The sequence below is a fragment of the uncultured Thermanaerothrix sp. genome (assembly GCF_938028735.1).
GTDB lineage: Bacteria > Chloroflexota > Anaerolineae > Anaerolineales > Anaerolineaceae > Thermanaerothrix.
In genome coordinates this window covers 1-15,513 of the sequence record NZ_CALIMF010000016.1, presented here as the reverse complement: position 1 = coordinate 15,513, position 15,513 = coordinate 1, and the positions used below count along the sequence as shown (strand labels likewise).

At 60.1% G+C, this 15,513-nt stretch carries 14 protein-coding genes and 1 tRNA gene; 13 read left to right on the top strand and 2 right to left on the bottom strand.

The window, feature by feature from the left end; all coding sequences use genetic code 11:
• Positions 1-243: 243 nt before the first annotated feature.
• The gene (locus Q0721_RS09920) at positions 244-1,071 is read left to right on the top strand and encodes an endo alpha-1,4 polygalactosaminidase (protein WP_299029089.1); all 828 of its coding nucleotides are present in this window, start codon (positions 244-246) and stop codon (positions 1,069-1,071) included.
• A 113-nt stretch (positions 1,072-1,184) separates the two neighbouring features.
• Positions 1,185-1,257, top strand: a tRNA-Lys gene (locus Q0721_RS09915).
• Positions 1,258-1,376: 119 nt separating this feature from the next.
• Here the strand turns inward: Q0721_RS09915 and Q0721_RS09910 are convergent.
• Together Q0721_RS09910 and Q0721_RS09905 are read right to left on the bottom strand one after the other, a co-directional pair.
• Positions 1,377-3,290 (bottom strand): hypothetical protein, encoded by a 1,914-nt coding sequence (locus tag Q0721_RS09910; RefSeq protein WP_299029086.1) that lies wholly within the window; start codon positions 3,288-3,290, stop codon positions 1,377-1,379.
• A complete protein-coding gene (locus Q0721_RS09905) occupies positions 3,287-4,570 on the bottom strand; it encodes a glycosyltransferase family 87 protein (protein ID WP_299029083.1) in 1,284 nt (427 codons plus the stop codon). The genes Q0721_RS09910 and Q0721_RS09905 overlap by 4 nt, the downstream gene beginning before the upstream one ends.
• 184 nt (positions 4,571-4,754) lie before the next feature.
• Here Q0721_RS09905 and Q0721_RS09900 point away from each other — a divergent pair, with 184 nt between their 5' ends.
• The 11 genes from Q0721_RS09900 to Q0721_RS09850 all read left to right on the top strand — a co-directional run bounded on the left by Q0721_RS09900 (position 4,755) and on the right by Q0721_RS09850 (position 15,344).
• Complete coding sequence (locus Q0721_RS09900) at positions 4,755-5,414, top strand: deoxynucleoside kinase (protein ID WP_299029080.1); 660 nt, start codon at positions 4,755-4,757, stop codon at positions 5,412-5,414.
• A 10-nt stretch (positions 5,415-5,424) separates the two neighbouring features.
• Entirely contained in the window at positions 5,425-6,432 is a 1,008-nt protein-coding gene (locus tag Q0721_RS09895; RefSeq protein WP_299029077.1) for a hypothetical protein, read from the top strand.
• A 1,399-nt stretch (positions 6,433-7,831) separates the two neighbouring features.
• Positions 7,832-9,406, top strand: coding sequence for a transcription antiterminator (locus Q0721_RS09890; protein WP_299029075.1), 1,575 nt, complete (start codon positions 7,832-7,834; stop codon positions 9,404-9,406).
• Complete coding sequence (locus Q0721_RS09885) at positions 9,397-9,693, top strand: PTS sugar transporter subunit IIB (RefSeq protein ID WP_299029073.1); 297 nt, start codon at positions 9,397-9,399, stop codon at positions 9,691-9,693. The genes Q0721_RS09890 and Q0721_RS09885 overlap by 10 nt, the downstream gene beginning before the upstream one ends.
• 171 nt (positions 9,694-9,864) lie before the next feature.
• On the top strand, positions 9,865-11,322 hold the full coding sequence (locus tag Q0721_RS09880; protein ID WP_299029070.1) for a PTS transporter subunit IIC: 1,458 nt from the start codon (positions 9,865-9,867) through the stop codon (positions 11,320-11,322).
• A 66-nt stretch (positions 11,323-11,388) separates the two neighbouring features.
• Positions 11,389-12,324, top strand: a complete 936-nt coding sequence (locus tag Q0721_RS09875; RefSeq protein WP_299029067.1) for a 1-phosphofructokinase family hexose kinase — start codon at positions 11,389-11,391, stop codon at positions 12,322-12,324.
• A gap of 20 nt (positions 12,325-12,344) precedes the next feature.
• Entirely contained in the window at positions 12,345-12,950 is a 606-nt protein-coding gene (locus tag Q0721_RS09870) for a class II aldolase/adducin family protein (RefSeq protein WP_299029062.1), read from the top strand.
• A 21-nt stretch (positions 12,951-12,971) separates the two neighbouring features.
• The gene (locus Q0721_RS09865) at positions 12,972-13,784 is read left to right on the top strand and encodes an HPr family phosphocarrier protein (RefSeq protein ID WP_299029059.1); all 813 of its coding nucleotides are present in this window, start codon (positions 12,972-12,974) and stop codon (positions 13,782-13,784) included.
• The gene (locus Q0721_RS09860; RefSeq protein WP_299029057.1) at positions 13,777-14,115 is read left to right on the top strand and encodes a hypothetical protein; all 339 of its coding nucleotides are present in this window, start codon (positions 13,777-13,779) and stop codon (positions 14,113-14,115) included. The genes Q0721_RS09865 and Q0721_RS09860 overlap by 8 nt, the downstream gene beginning before the upstream one ends.
• A 135-nt stretch (positions 14,116-14,250) precedes the next feature.
• A complete protein-coding gene (locus Q0721_RS09855) occupies positions 14,251-14,736 on the top strand; it encodes a heme-binding domain-containing protein (protein ID WP_299029054.1) in 486 nt (161 codons plus the stop codon).
• A 149-nt stretch (positions 14,737-14,885) separates the two neighbouring features.
• A complete protein-coding gene (locus Q0721_RS09850; RefSeq protein ID WP_299029051.1) occupies positions 14,886-15,344 on the top strand; it encodes a rhodanese-like domain-containing protein in 459 nt (152 codons plus the stop codon).
• Positions 15,345-15,513 lie beyond the last annotated feature (169 nt).

Below are 15,513 nucleotides of genomic sequence, written 5' to 3'. Positions count from 1 at the left end.
GGACGGTCTGAATCATCCAATGCCCGTCAGGGCATTAAGACAGGGAAGCCGTCTTCCCCTGGAAGTTAATGGAGTCACGATTCCGTCTGAATCATCCAATGCCCGTCAGGGCATTAAGACTCCACCTCGAGCGCATACCGATAGGCCCACTCGGGGCTCTGGCGTCTGAATCATCCAATGCCCGTCAGGGCATTAAGACGCGGCGAAATCATCCGTTACCGTTCAAAAGGCACGGTGGGCACGATGCACCCAAGGTTTCGCTTGCTCGTGGTACTCTGGTTCTTATCCATCGTTGCGGCAGCCTGTTCCGGACCACCTTCCACCCCCCCACCACCAACCCTACCCCTCACCGCGACCCCTCTCCGATTGCCCCAACACGCCCGCTGGCAGATCCAATACACAGGAGACCTTACCACGCACTTGGCAGTTGACGTGTTTAACCTCGATCTGTTTGATACCCCTCCGGCTACGATTGCCGCCCTACGGGAGCGCGGCATCTTCGTCATGTGCTATTTCAGCGCCGGCTCTTATGAAGACTGGCGCCCCGATGCTTCCCGCTTCCCGCCTGAGGTGTTGGGCCAGGATATGGAAGGATGGCCCGGCGAGAAGTGGCTCGATATTCGACAAATAGAGGTACTCCTCCCTATTCTTGAGGCCCGGCTTGACTTGGCGGTGGCCAAGGGCTGCGATGGAGTGGACCCTGATAATGTTGACGCTTACACCCACGCCACCGGCTTTCCGCTAACCGCCGAGGATCAGCTACGCTTTAACATCGCTGTGGCACAAGCGGCCCATCGCAGGGGCTTGCGGGTGGGGCTGAAGAACGACCTTGATCAAATCCCGGCGTTGCTCCCCTACTTCGATTGGATCATCAACGAAGAGTGCTTTTCTTGGGGGGAATGTGACCGGCTGTTGCCTTTTGTGCAGGCCGGAAAACCTGTTTTTGTCATCGAATATGAACGCATGCCCGCGGACTTCTGCCCTCAAGCCCTGCAGATGGGCTTTAACGCCCTGCACAAACACTGGGAATTAGACGCCTACCGGGTGGATTGCCGCGAATGGCCCGGCTAGCTGCCTGTTTTGGGATCACTTCTCGCGGCAGACCCCGCTTTCGCGCCCCCGCCGGCGCCGCGTCGGGTGGATTGACACACTGCCTAGAATCGGTATAATTAGAAATGCACCGCGGCTCACTAGCTCAATTGGTAGAGCAGCTGACTCTTAATCAGCGGGTTCGGGGTTCGAGTCCCCGGTGAGTCACACCCCCGCGCACTTATGGGGGAACGCCGCCCCCACAAAATGATAAGAGCCTGCCGGCATGGGCAGGCTCGTTTTTTGCCCCCGCCCCACGCGGTCGCGCAAAAATGCCCCGCCCCTGCTCACTCCCCCAGACAGGTGAGGCGGTAGAGCCGCGCCCACTCCCCTGCCTGCACCATCTCGGCACAGCGCGGCAGGAACACCTGCTCCCAAAAATCCAACGCCTGCCGCTGGTGCCCACTCGGGTCATGATACAGGCTAAACAAGGCACTTTCGCGATCCAGCAGCAGGTGCGTCACCCCCTGCGCAGCCAGGGCCCGCGCCAGCGCCATCACATCGCCACCCGCCGCCTCGGCCAGGCGCACCCCGCGGGTGTGATCGGCATCGGCCAGGCAGCGCGGCGCGCAATAATACCCCCGCCCCTCCCAAAGCAGCAGCACCTTGGCATCCGCCGGTAGCGCCGCCTGCAGTGCAAAATCCGGCCAGGGACGCACCAGCCATTCGGTCGGGCTTTCCTGCCCCAGCCACAACCGCGTGGGCTGCAACAACCGCCCCAAGGTGGTGCCCTGGATCGCCAGCGTTGCCGTCAAGCAGCCGGCCACCAGGCCCAGCCCTACCGCCCAGCCCAGGCGCCGCCTTCGGCCGTCCAGCAGCACCTCCAGCCCCTCCGCCGCCAGCGGGCTTAACCCAAGGAAAACGGGGTAAAGGAAGCGGGTTTGCTGCGTCCCCACGGCCCAGGCCAGGCCGCGCAGCAGGACGACCCCCAGCCACAGCGCCTCGCGCCGCCCCCACCGCCGCTTTAGGGGCGCCAGCAGCACCAGCGGCAGGAGCAGAGGGGGCACGTCAGCCGTGCCCATGAATGTGACAAAACGTTCGCGTTGCAGGTAGAGGGCCAGCGGCAAGCGCAGCAGATTGAGCGGCGTCCGTTCGAGGCCAAAATCATACAGGTAGGTGGCCAGAAGCTCCCAGCGCGCGCGTGGGTAGCCCACCCCGCCCCAGAAAAGTGGGTAGAAAGGATTGCCCCCCAGGGCCAGGTTCTTTAGGTACCACGGCGCCGCCAGCCCCAGCGCTGGCAGAACCAGGCGCAGCCCCAGCCCCACCCCCGCGCGCCAGCCTTCGCGCCAGGCCAGCGCCAGCAGCAAGACCCCTGCCACAGGCAATGCCGCCAGGGCGGTGTACTTGGTCCCCAGCGCCAACCCCAGCAACAGCCCGCTCAGAACCACCCAGGAGGGCGGGCGCGCTGTGCTCTGCCCCCAGCGCCCAAGCACGTAAAACGCCAGCCCCTCCCAAGTGAACCAGATCAGGTCAATGTACGCCCACCCGGCCAGCAGCGGCAGGTAAGGCAGGCTGCCCAACACCGCCGCAGCCAGCCATCCGGTGCGCGGCCCGCCCCACAGCCGCCCCAGGCGCAAGCCCACCCCCACCCACAGCGCTCCGAACAACCCATGCACCAGTTTGGGGAAGATATCACTGCCCAGGCTCAGACCAAAGAGAAAGAGCATCTCACCGTTGGAAGGCCCATTGGCCTGCCACACCTCCGGCAGCAGAATCAACCGCCCCGCCGCCAGGAACTGCCGCGGGCCCTCGAGGTGATACATCAACCCATCATAATCCCAGGGCGGGGTCAGCGCAGTCAGGAAAGCCAGCAGCCCGCTCACCCCCAGTAGCACCGGCACCCAACGCAAGCGGTGCTGAGCAAGCCTCGCCCACTCTTCAGCCCAGGCGCGGCACCAGCCCGGCAGCGCCTGCCTCACAAAGTGTCCCCCCACCGGCACGCCCAACAGCGCCAGCACCCCCAGCCACGCCAGGATGGCGGTGCGGGTCAGCCCTCCCACCAGCCCCAAGATGACGACCCCGTAGGCCGCCACTCCCAACCCCAGCGCCACGCCAATCAGCGCTTGATCTAGCGTGGGCAGGGTTTCACCCTGCAAGCGCCGCATCAGGCGCAGCCCCACCCCCAGGCCGCTCAGCCCCAGCAGGGCCAGCAACCCCACCCCCAGAGCAATGTTAAGCGCAAAGGGCAGTCCCGCGTTCATGATCCTGGGGCTTGTAACACCGTTTGTATCCGCCAAGTGCGGTAGAAGAACGCCAGCAGCGCCACATGGATGAGCAACATCAGCATCCCCAGCACATCATGGGCGTAACCCGCCGAGCACAGCCCATAGAGCACCAAAATCACGCCACTCCACAGCGTCCAGGCCACCCCAAGCGCCCACCAGACGCCCTCGTGCGAATGCTGATGCAGGACAACCATCCAGGGGATGCCTAACGCCAGCGCCATATGCACATTACCATGCGGCATCGCAATGGCCTGGGTAGCCAAGGTGATGAGAAAGATCTCCGCCCAAGTTGCCGCTTCCTCCCGGTGGCCTGCAGCGCGCAGTATCTCCCACCAAGCCCACAGCACCACCCCCACGATCAGAATACCAATACCCAGCGCCAGCCCCAAGGGCAGACCACGCGCCACGAAGTGATCCACGGCACTCAGCCAGGTCATTCCACTGTGTCGCAAAAGCGCAGGCCAGCGTTGTACACTCACGAGCACCTCCCTCAGGCTTTCCCATCCCCCCAGGGCATACGACGCCGCAGCGACCCCGAGCGACCCGGCGAGAAAACCGGCCCCAAAACGGCGGTTGCGACGCACCACGGCCACTGCCAAGGCCAGCAGCAAAATCATCTGCGGCTTAATCCACCCCAAAGCCAACCATCCTCCGGCACGCCCAGCACGCCCCCGCTGCAGGTTAAAAAGCGCCTCCCCCACGGCAATCAGCAACAGCAGGTTGACCTGCCCAAAAAGCAGGTTGAGAAAATTGGCACTGCTCAAAAAAAGCGCCACAGCCGCGACCGACGCCGCCCAGTCGAACGACAAGCGCCTGACCCACACGTAGAGATACGCCAGGGTGCCCCCCGCTGTGACACCCACCCAGAGCAGAAAAGCCGGCAGCGGGGGAAGCAGCGGCAAAAGCATGAACGGCGCCACAAAGAGGGGCAAGTAAGGGAGGGGCAGCGCCCAGAAAGGAAGGGAGACTCCTTCCACAAAGCGCGCAAAATGCTCATAAAGGGGTTTCTGATACATCGCCTGAAGGCCTGGATCGTACACCCCCCTCAGACCATGCTCGCGCGCGATCTGCCCGCTGGCGTAGAACAGGCGAAAGTCAATCCCCACGTACTCGAACACCCCTCGTGCCTGGACCTGCTGCAGGGTATAAATGGCATATCCCACCAGGACCAGCAGCGCCAACCCCAGCACCCCAAGCCAGCGATCGCGCTCCTCTATCCGGCTTGAACAGCGTGAAGAAAACTCAGTACAGCGCACGGGCTACCTCGTTTCCAGGAATCAGGGCGCGCTTGAAATGCTCATGGTATTATAGATTCACCCGCGTGCTCCATGCCTTGCAATCGGCTATCAAAATCCCCGGCGCCTCCGCCGTCCTTTCCCCCGCTCAAGTTATGGTATATTAACCCCATACGGCTGCCATCCTGATCCTCACGAGGAGCCCATGTTTATTGCCATTGAAGGAGTCATCGGCGTCGGCAAAACCACCCTGGCGCGCCTGCTTCAGCCGCGTTTCAACGCCAACCTGCTGCTGGAAGCCTTCGAGGAGAATCCCTTCCTGGCCCGCTTCTACGCCGACCGTGCCCGCTACGCCTTCCAGACCCAGGTTTTCTTTCTGCTCAGCCGCTACCATCAGTTCCGCCAGGCCACCGCGTGGTTGAACACGGGCCAGCCCCTGATCAGCGATTACACCTTCGAGAAAGATCCGCTCTTTGCCCGCCTCAACCTGAGCGGGGATGAGTGGGAGGTGTACCTGCGCCTCTACGAGGCCCTAGCCGAGAAGATGCTCCCCCCCGATCTAATCGTTTACCTGCGCGCCGATACCGAGACCCTGATGCGGCGCATTGCCCTGCGCGACCGCCCCTATGAGCGCAACATGGACCGCGACTACATTGAGGCGCTCAACCGCGCTTATGATGCGCAGTTCCTGCCCCCGCGCCAGGGGCCGCCGGTGCTGGTCATCGAAAGCGCCAACCTGGATTTCGTGCAGTCCGAGGCCGATTTGGATAGCATCGAAGCCGCCATCCGCCGTGCCTTGCGCCTGCCGCCCTACCAGCCTGAACTGCCCTTAGAAACCGTCCTTTCGCACCCTACCCCCGACTGACAGATGACCTATGCGCATTACCCGTGAGATGTTGCTCAACTTGGCCCGCGAGACGGCGGAACGCACCGCCCGCCGTCAGCGCGATATCGTCTGCATCTTCCTCATCGGCTCCCTGCTGGATGAAGAGCCCCTGCTGGGCGGCAGCGGCGATATTGACCTGGTCATCATCCACGATGCCGAGCCGCTGGCCCCGCGCGAGGTGCAGCGCCTGAGCGATGAGATCACCCTGGATGTAGCCCACTTGGGCCTGGCGGCATTTCAGCCGGCACGCCGCCTGCGCCACGATCCCTGGCTGGGCTCGGCCCTATGGGGCAACCCACTGGTGTTGTACGATCGGCAGCACTGGCTTGAATTCACCCAGGCCAGCGGCACTGCCCAGTTCACCCTGCCCGAGAACGTTTACCAGCGTGCACAGCGCCTGGCGCAGGCCGCACGGGCACGGTGGCGCGACCTGAACGAGACTCCCCCCGCCCCGCTGGATGCCGCCTGGGGCCTGCTGGAAGCCGCTACCCAGGCCGCCAACGCCATCGCCTGCCTCAGCGGCGCCCCTCTGACCGAACGGCGCTTTGTCCTGAACTTCCCCGCCCGCGCCCAGGCAGTGGCCCGCCCCGGCCTGGCCGCCGGCCTGACCGACCTGATCGGTGGGGAAGCCGCCGCCCGCGAGGGCCTGCAGACCTGGAAGAGCGCCTGGCTGGAAGCGCTGGAAGCCGTGGCCACCTGTGCAGATGCCCCGCCCCGCTTGAGCGCTGCCCGCCGCGCCTACTACCAGCGCCCGGTCGAAGCCCTGGCCACCGAACAACCCCTGGCCGCTTGGTGGATCCAGTGGCGCACCTGGACGCGCGCGCTGGTGCACCTGGGCGCTACCTCCCCCTGTTATGCCGACTGGCACGCGGCGGGTGAGGCGCTCGGTCTGGGCCTGAGCCACCTGCCCCAGCAACTGGCCGCGCTGGATGCCTACCTGGATACGGTCGAAGAAACGTTGGATCAGTGGGCGGCTCAGCACGGCGCCCGCCTTTGACCCCCCCACGCCACACGGCGGCCACCTCGGGTTGGGTGGCCGTTGCGCCTTTAATGGGCCGGTCGCTCACCAGCCGCCATCCCTGGGGGGTGGCCAGACGCGCCTCTTCTCCCCCTTTGCTGTGGATAACTGGAGAAAAACTGTGGATAAGTGGGGATAAGTGTGGAAAAACACCCCCTTGTGGAAAAATACCCCCACCGCGCCGCACCCACTTTATCCCCCATATATGGGGGGTAATTTCCGACCTGCGCCACATGCTTGCGCCAACGACTCTACGCAATCGGCGGCCCCTTGGCAAGGGTGGAAAAGCCCACCAGTTATGCCCCTTTCATCCCCAGCGGGCTGGGGATAAAAAAGGCCTTTGGAACGGCAGGGGTGGCGCGCCCCGTCCCATCCTGCGCCACAGATGGGGGAAGGCGTGCAGTTATCCACATATCCCCAACCCCTACGACTACGACGATCTTAATGAGTCTTCTCTGGGGATAAAAAGGGTTTTAAGGGAGAAAGTGTATAAAGGGCGGAAAAAGGCCCCAAACCGGCACCTCTGGGTAGGGGAACAAGCGGTTGGATTGGGCACCGGAATGGCACAGTGGCCAGCGCGGGGGAAGATGATGAAACTGAGGGTTTGCCACCCTTAAGTTTGACGGGGAGACCTGCTTTGGGGGTAAGGGGAAGCATTCCCTAATCACCAGCACGCAAGCGATGAGGAGGGCATCTAGGGCAACGGAGCCGTGCCGTTGGCTCAGAGATGCGCACCGGCTGAGTGTCCACGCCGGGCAGGTGCAGGAAAAACCCACCCCGCCCCAACCTGCGGCTGATTCCTTACCACCTACGGCCCCATAACGCAAAGGATAGGCGCTGTGCCCTCTCAACCCTATCATGGGGGTGTCAAAACCTCGCTGGCCACCCTAGAGCCACGCCAAGGGGTCGGCCGGCCCGGGCAAGGGTCGCCGACTGCCGTTTGGCACGCAGTCAAGAAAAGGGGCCGGCCATCCGCCAGCCCGGTTGGGGATACGGGGGCGCTTTCCGCTCCGTGCCACACCCCAACGTGAAGGATGCAGTGCAATGGGGCACCCTCGCGAGCGGCGGGGGAATGATCCGCGCACAACCAAGGAAAACCTGTTGAACTGCCTAAGCGGGGCTTCAAGTGGGCCGTTAAAGCGCCACAGGCCGGGGTGAGGGGGGCACCTCGGCCTGTGGCAATTTATATTATATACATAAAATTTAAATTTACATTAAAAACCCAAGGACGAAAATTTCAGTTTTTGTCTGACAAGTACGCTACGGGTTAAATAAGGCAAAAATACATTATTGTCTCATTTTGTCATATTTGATTGTGATCCAGATGGTTGCAAACCTTATTGCAATTCGTTTTTAAGGATGTCATAATAAAACTACCATGACCCGGCTGGATGCCCTGCAAGTTTCCACCTTGTTGGCATTGCTGGATGCCGAGCGGCCCCTTTCGGCGCGGCGTTTGGGAGAGCGTCTGGGGGTCTCCGCCCGCACGCTCCGCTATCGCTTGCCGCTGTTACAAGCCTGGCTGAACCATTATGGAATTGAACTGATCGTCAAGCCACGCCAGGGATTGCTGTTGAATGCTCCGGCCGAAATCCGCCAGCGTTTGCGCACCAAGTTACAACAAGAGCATTCCCTGCCCGTATTACGCAGTGAGGAGCGCGTTGTTTATCTTCTCTTTTTGCTTTTAGCGGCCCGACAAAACCTGACCTTCGAGGCATTGCGTTTGCGGCTGAGCGTTTCGCGTGCAACCTTGCTACGCGATCTGCGGGAGGTGGAATCGCGCTTAAACGAAAAGGGGGTGTTGCTCAGGCGCTCACGCCAGCAAGGGCCGCGGGTCTTGGGTCCAGAGGTGATCCAGCGCCACTTGCTGATTGAGATTTTGCTGCATGCTGGCCTAGATGCAGCCTTAACAGACCTCAGTATGCACGGCAAGGTTGGGGAGACCACGTATCCTGCGCTGCAGCAGGTATTACTGGAAGAAGTCAAGCCTTGGAATCTATATTCAGTACGTCGTTTTATTATGCGGGTGGAGCGTGAATTAGGGCTAACGTTGACCGATGATGACTTGCTGTTCCTAACGCTCTATTGGGCCCTGGCGCTTCAACGCATGCACAGCGGCCGGGTGGTCAGCCCATTGGAACGCGTCGTGGAGACCTTCCTCTCAACGCAGGAGATGCATCAACTGGAGGCGCTGGTCAAGGTCTTTGCGGCTACCTATGGGGTTTCCGTTCCCCGCGACGAAGTGGTTCAACTGTTGATAGAAATCAAAGCCTGCCAAGGACAGTTGACGCTGGCAACGCCGGTGAAAGTCACCTCGGGAACCGATCTCAGCCTGGTGGTGGCCGAGCAGATGTTGAAGAAAGTGGGGGAACACTTGGGGTATGACTTGTGCCAGCCGGATATTCTCAGTCAAATGGCGGTGCATCTGACGCGTGCTTTGGCTCGCCTTCAGGCAGGGCTGCCTTTATACAACCCGCTTACCCAGGAGGTGCGGCAAGCCTATGCCCACCTTTGGCAACCCTCGCTGGAGGTCGTTCAACAGGTCAGGTCTCAGTTTGGCCTATCCATTCCTGAAGAAGAGGTGGCTTACTTGGTCATGTATCTGGCGCTAGCCGTGCAATTGGCCGAGCAGACGCAGAAGCCGCGTTTCCGCGTGGTTGTGGCTTGTCCGACCGGGGGGGTCATGGCGCGGTTGCTGGTTTATCGTTTGCAAAATGCGCTCCCCGAGATCGAAATCGTGGCTACGGTATCGCTGCGCCAGTTATCACGCTTAGACGCTCTGCACGTGGATTTAGTCATTTCAACCGTAAAAATACCGGCAGGGCGCTGGCCGGTAATCACGGTAAATCCTTTGTTAGGAGAGGAGGATATTCAACGCATCAAAAATCATCTTGAGAACAACCACTCTCGTCGCATCTCGACTGCACAAAAGGAGCGTGAGGTATGCCGGTGAAGCGTATTATTGTGGCGTGTGGTTCCGGGGTAGCCACCTCTAATGTGGCCGCGGAAAAACTGCGCAATTTGCTGCGTGAGCAAGGGTATCACAATGTGGAGGTGCGCGCTGTAGATATCAAAAGCCTGGAGGCGGAGGCCAAAGTAGCCGACCTGCTTGTCTCCATCACTCCCTATGCCATCCGTGATAAAGAGTTGCCCATCCCTTCTATTAACGGTATTCCTTTGCTTACCGGAGTTGGCACTTCAGATGTGATTAAACAGGTCAAAGATATTCTCAAGTTGTAAATTCATCCCCGCTCACTCTACGCAATTAAGCCCGGACGGACACCCCTCAAGAAAGGAGGTGAGGTTTGCTATTGCTTGTGACAGCCCTGGATTCGCCCATCCCCCACAAATCTATCCTTTAAGTCCCCTACACGTTTCCTGTCAAAGAAAAAGGAAAGGAGAGAGGAAAAAATGCAAGCCGCGTTAGAGGCAATTCGTAGTTTTCTGGATTACGGCCCCAATGTGGCGCTTCCGGTGATCATGTTCTTGCTGTGCTTGGTCTTGGGTATGCGCGTTGGCAAGGCCATCGGGGCTGGTCTGATGCTGGGCGTGGCGTTTACCGGCATCTTTGTCTTGTTTGATTTTGCGTTCCCCATCCTCGGCAAAGCGGGGCAGGCCATGGTGCAGCGCATTCCCGGCCTGAGGTTTGAGGCGTACGATCTGGGGTGGACGGTGGCTTCGGTGATTTCGTGGGCTTGGCCGTATGCCTTCCTCATGTTCCCGCTGCAGATTACGATCAACATCGTCATGTTGGCGCTAGGGTGGACCAAATGCCTTAATGTGGATATGTGGAACGTATGGCACAAGGCGACGCTGGGCGCGTTTGTCTCCGCATTGGTCGGGCAAAGTCTCCCCGGGCTGGCCTTGCCTCTGGGTTTCCTGGTCGCAGGGATTTGGGTGGTGCTGGAACTTATTAGCGCCGATCACACCCGCGAGCAGGTTTACAACCTGACCCGCATCCCGGGCATTGCTGTTTCTCACAACATGTTGCTGGATATCATGTGGATGGCGCCTGTGCTCGACTTGATTGAGAAAATCCCGGGTCTGGATAAGATCAAAACCAGCCCGGCCGATCTGCGCCGCCGCATCGGGGTCTTCGGGGAGAATTACGTCATTGGGGCCATTCTGGGCCTGATCTTTGGGGTCTTGGCGGGCTACGACTTCAAGGGTATTGCCACATTGATCATCCAGTGTGCAGCCATTGTGACCCTCTTCCCCTTGCTGGCGGGTTTGTTTGCGCGCGCACTGGCGCCGGTGGCTGAGGGTGCCCAGGAGTTCATGCAGAAGCGTTTCCCCGGGCGCAGTTTCTACATCGGTTTGGACTGGCCGGTACTGGCGGGGATTGACTCGCTGTGGGTGACGGGCATTCTGATTGCACCGCTGATCTTGCTCTTCGCCATCATCCTGCCTTTCAACAACACGTTACCCTTTGGTAGCATCATTGCCGTCTCGCTGGTTGCTACCGTCACTGTGCTCACCCAAGGCGATCTGGTGAAGTCGCTCCTGCTCTCGATTATCGGCATCCCTGTGTATCTGGGGGCAGCGACGTATTTTGCGCCTTACCTGACCAATCTAGCCGTGGCGACGGGGGCGATTCAAGTCCCTGAAGGTTACGGTATGGTCACATGGCTGGAAACCAATGCAGCCGGGATGCGCTTGCTGGTCTTCAGCGTTCTGGATATGCTCAATGGGCATGTGCTGGCCGGGCTTATCGCGCTGGTCATCCTGGCTTTCTGTGTCTGGTACTACTTCCCGGCGATGAAGCGCCGTGAGAATGCGGCGGCCCAACAGAGCGGTGGCATTTCGGGCAATCCGTTACCGTATCCCGAAGCGGCACCAAAAGCGGCCAAGCCTGCGGCGGCGGATTAACCCGTTGGGGCTCCCGGTAGCAGCGCAGGGATCTACCGGGAGCCCCCTCTCAATGTGGAGTTGCTTATGGTCATCACGGTCACTCTTCACCCGGCGTTGGATCGGATTTTAACCACCTCGCAATTACGCCCCGAGGGGGTCAACCGCGTGCAGGTTGTGCGAGAATATGGAGGCGGCAAAGGAAACAACGTGGCGCGGGCCCTGCACCGCCTGGGGGCGCCGGTGTTGGCATTTGGATTTCAAGGGGGCTTGACGGGGCAGATTGCCCGCCGGGCTTTCAAGCGTGAAGGCATCCCGACTCACTTTGTGAGTTGTCGCCAGCCAACGCGAATTTCAACCCTAATTGTGGAGAGCGCCACTGGCCAGGGGTACACCCTGTATGAGCCAGGACAGATGGTAAGTCCAAAAGAGCTGCTGAATCTTAAGGCGCAGTTTTTGCGCATTATCGGGGGGTTTCAAATTGCCCTCTTTTGCGGTTCGGCCCAGCATCCTGCACTGGCTCACTTGATGGCCGAGTTAATCGGTGCGGCCAAGCAGCGCGGGGTTGTGTGTGTGTTGGATAGTTCGGGCCCGGCGCTGCGCGAAGGCATCCAGGCTCAACCATTTATGGTCAAGGTCAACCGGGAAGAATTGGAAGAGTGGCTGGGCGAACGTTTGGAGACCCCCACGCAATTGATGGCGGGCCTTTTACAGGTGCATCGTCTGGGCGTTGCCTTGGTGGCGGTCACCCAGGGAGAAGAGGGGGTAATGGTGACCGATGGCAAGGTCCTCTGGCAGGGTGCGCTGAAGATGAAAAACGTGATCAATGTCATGGGGTGTGGCGATTCACTGCTGGCGGGGATGACCTATGCGTTGATGAGCGGACTGCGCTTGCCGGAGATGGTGCGCTGGGGGGTGGCTTGTGGGGCTGCAAACACCCAGGTGTTGGGAGCAGGCTTCATCCAGCCTACGGATGTGGAAGCATTGCTTCCCCACGTGCAGTTGAGTCACATCGAACTTTAGGCGAAGAAAGGCGCTTTATCATGGGAGAAGCCTATTTTGAGTTGCGTCAACGCATTGCCGAGATCGGCGCGTTAATGTACGCGCGTCACCTGACTGATTCGGCAGGGGGCAATATCAGTCTGCGTGTGGATGAGGTCATTCTGATGACACCCCGCTACGCAGGCAGCAAGTACCTGTGGCACCTGCGCCCTGAGCAGATACTGGTGCTCGACCTAGCCGGCAACCGCCTGGAAGGCGAAGGGGACGTTTCACGTGAGGTGCGGGTGCATTTGAAATTGTTAAATGCGTTTTATCCCGTCGGTACGGCGGTGGTTCACGGTCATGCGCGCAATGCGCTGGTGTTCTGCAGTCTGAACCAGCCCATTCCTTCCATGCTCTACGCAACCGACAAATTTGGAGAGATTGGTCTGGTGGAGGACGCGCCGGCTCATTCGCAGGAACTGGCAGATGCCATTGGGGCGGCGATGGCAGAACAGTTGGAGCGGGTGCGTAAACAGGCCGCCGCAGTGCTGGCGCCGCGCCATGGGGTGTTTGTTTTTGCACGGGATTTGGAATCTGGGTATGATGCGTTAGAGCGCATAGATGTGAGCGCCTATTGCGCCCTGATGGCCCGGCTCATCCGCTAAGACCCAAGGGGGAAACCGGCGATGGACAACAACCTGATGGCGATTGAACTCTCCGAAGACCTAATCTTGCTTGATCTCGAGGCTTGTCATTCTGAGGAGGTCATCCAAAGAATGGCAACTCATCTCTTATCCCGCGGTTATGTCAAACCCACGTATCCTCAGGCGGTCATGGCTCGAGAGCGCCATTTTCCTACGGCACTGCCCACCCCCATCCCGGTAAGTTTTCCACACACAGATGTGAGCCACTGTTTGCGCCCCGCCATCGCGGTGGGGGTGCTCCGCCGGCCAGTCAAATTTGGATTCATGGGAGATCCAACGCAGCAACTGGATGTGCGGGTGGTGTTCATGCTCTCAGTGACCCGCCCGGAGTATCAGGTCAAGACTCTGCAAAAATTGATTGATTTGTGTCAGCAGGTGGAACATATTGAGCGCATTCTGCACGCCTCGACGCCGCGTGAGGTTCTAGCGGTTTTGGGTGCTCTGTTTGAACCCACTGCTTCGCCAGGTCCGGACGCCGTGGAGAGTGCCGGGGCCAATTCTTGGAGGCGCCAAGAGGTGGTCATCCACCATCCGGCTGGGTTGCACGCCCGCCCGGCCGCACTCTTTGTTAAGACGGCCTCGCAATACCCATGTGATATTCAGGTGGCACGGGCCGATCAACCGGAGCGATATGTGAACGCCAAGAGTATTCTCAGTGTGTTGGGTTTGGGCATAAAGCCGGGGGAGCGCATCATCATTGAAACACGGGGGGAGCAACGTGAGGCGGCCTTGGACGCGCTGGTGAGTTTGATCAGGAGCAATTTTGGCGAGGAAGGGGAGACCTATCATGAGTGAACACCAGACCCCCACCTGCTTCGACTCAGTGGCCATGCTGGCACGGCGTTTTGATCCTGACGCGGCGCGAGGGCAGGAAGGGGAGATTCAGTTCTTTTTCAGCGGAACAGAAAGCGGCGCCTGCTACCTGCGTTTGACTAAAACTGCGTGCACTTTCCATCCTGGTGAAGCCCTTTTCCCTAAACTCACCCTGCGAGTGGACTGTGAGGTGTGGAAGGCCATCCTGCGCGGCGAACTGACGTGGGAGAAAGCAATGATGGAACGCCATTTTTTGGCCACGGGGAATTTTCCCCTGCTGGCACAGATGCCGCGGATTTTCAAAATCGGTTGAGAGGGTATATCCAAAGGTGAGAAAGGTCTGGCAAGGAAATGGGTCAGCCGCCCCATCCCGAAAAGAAGCAAAGCCCTTGCCCTGACCGAAATGGGCTATAATGTGCTAACGAATCTTTTTCTTAGAGGCAGCAGAATGCGCCGAGGCAGGACGTGGATACGTGTGGGGATGGGGGTGGCCGTGCTACTTGTGCTGGTGGGCTGTGGGGTGCCAGCCAATCCGCCGGTGGTGGCCGAGCCAACCTGGGATCGCCCGCAGACGCGCACGTTGTTCTTCCGCGCGTGTGGGGATTGCCATAGCAACGCGACGGTTTGGCCATGGTACAGCCGGCTGCCGCTGGTTTCGGCGCTGGTGGTGCGCGATGTGCAGGAAGGACGGCAGAAACTCAATGTTTCGGAGTGGGGGCTGCGTGAACAGGAGACCGAGGACGTTGCCGAGGTGATCCGCAACGGCACAATGCCGCCGGCACTTTACCTGCCCTTGCACCCCCAGGCACGGCTGAGCGCAGCAGAAAAGGAGGCCCTGATCCAGGGGCTGGAGCGCACTTTTGGAGCCGCTGGCGAGGGGGTGGGTGAGTATGAAGCCGAGGAGAGCGACGACGAAACTGACGAGGGGGATTAGCCCATTGTAGCGGGCCACGTGGGGAAAACGCGGTGAATGGGGGGAACCTATTGCGTCCACCCCGCCGGTAACCCGGCAGGGTGTAACTTTTGGGCGGTTGGGTCATCTAAAAAGCAGATGACCCATTTTTGAGATCTTGGAAGGTAATCATGACCAAGCGAAGTACCGCATCGGCCTCGATTCGTAAACAGCGCACCACCCTGCCCGTCTGGCTCTGGCTGGTGGGGGTAGTCCTGCTGGGGCTAGGCGCGCTGCTCATCCCAACTTGGTTGAGCCCCCGCACGACCAGCGCCCTGCCGCTAGAGGTAGATGTGCGCCAGGCCGCCGCTTTACGCGATCAGGGTGCGCTGGTGCTGGATGTGCGCGAGCCGGAGGAATGGGCCGAAGTGCACATCCCCGGCGCGCTGTTGATCCCGCTGGGGCAACTGGCGGCGCGGGTGGACGAACTGCCTCGTGACCGCGCCGTGGTGGTGGTCTGCCGCTCCGGTAACCGCAGCCAGGAAGGGCGGGATATCCTACGCCGTGCGGGTTTTTCCCAGGTGACCAGCCTGCAGGGCGGGATACGGGCGTGGGTAGCAGCCGGGCTGCCCACCGTTAGCGGACCGTGACCCCCAGGCGGTAGGGCAGCAGCCCGATTTTTCGCAAATCCCCCCGTTTTTTAAGCAAAAATCGATTTGCGAAGCGGAAAAAGGGCGGAGGGAAGGAGAGGGGTAAAAATGGCCTTCTAGAAGCACGGAGGGCTTGATTTTTGCATAAAGTGGTCTATAATAAGGTCAA

What these genes read in the sequence shown, in the direction of transcription:
- Q0721_RS09860 (WP_299029057.1), top strand. Translation starts at nt 13,777, where the DNA reads ATGAGTGAACACCAGACCCCCACCTGCTTCGACTCAGTGGCCATGCTG.
- Q0721_RS09900 (WP_299029080.1), top strand. Translation starts at nt 4,755, where the DNA reads ATGTTTATTGCCATTGAAGGAGTCATCGGCGTCGGCAAAACCACCCTG.
- Q0721_RS09910 (WP_299029086.1), bottom strand. Translation starts at nt 3,290, where the DNA reads ATGAACGCGGGACTGCCCTTTGCGCTTAACATTGCTCTGGGGGTGGGG.
- Q0721_RS09855 (WP_299029054.1), top strand. Translation starts at nt 14,251, where the DNA reads ATGCGCCGAGGCAGGACGTGGATACGTGTGGGGATGGGGGTGGCCGTG.
- Q0721_RS09920 (WP_299029089.1), top strand. Translation starts at nt 244, where the DNA reads ATGCACCCAAGGTTTCGCTTGCTCGTGGTACTCTGGTTCTTATCCATC.
- Q0721_RS09865 (WP_299029059.1), top strand. Translation starts at nt 12,972, where the DNA reads ATGGACAACAACCTGATGGCGATTGAACTCTCCGAAGACCTAATCTTG.
- Q0721_RS09880 (WP_299029070.1), top strand. Translation starts at nt 9,865, where the DNA reads ATGCAAGCCGCGTTAGAGGCAATTCGTAGTTTTCTGGATTACGGCCCC.
- Q0721_RS09895 (WP_299029077.1), top strand. Translation starts at nt 5,425, where the DNA reads ATGCGCATTACCCGTGAGATGTTGCTCAACTTGGCCCGCGAGACGGCG.
- Q0721_RS09875 (WP_299029067.1), top strand. Translation starts at nt 11,389, where the DNA reads ATGGTCATCACGGTCACTCTTCACCCGGCGTTGGATCGGATTTTAACC.
- Q0721_RS09885 (WP_299029073.1), top strand. Translation starts at nt 9,397, where the DNA reads ATGCCGGTGAAGCGTATTATTGTGGCGTGTGGTTCCGGGGTAGCCACC.
- Q0721_RS09850 (WP_299029051.1), top strand. Translation starts at nt 14,886, where the DNA reads ATGACCAAGCGAAGTACCGCATCGGCCTCGATTCGTAAACAGCGCACC.
- Q0721_RS09870 (WP_299029062.1), top strand. Translation starts at nt 12,345, where the DNA reads ATGGGAGAAGCCTATTTTGAGTTGCGTCAACGCATTGCCGAGATCGGC.
- Q0721_RS09890 (WP_299029075.1), top strand. Translation starts at nt 7,832, where the DNA reads ATGACCCGGCTGGATGCCCTGCAAGTTTCCACCTTGTTGGCATTGCTG.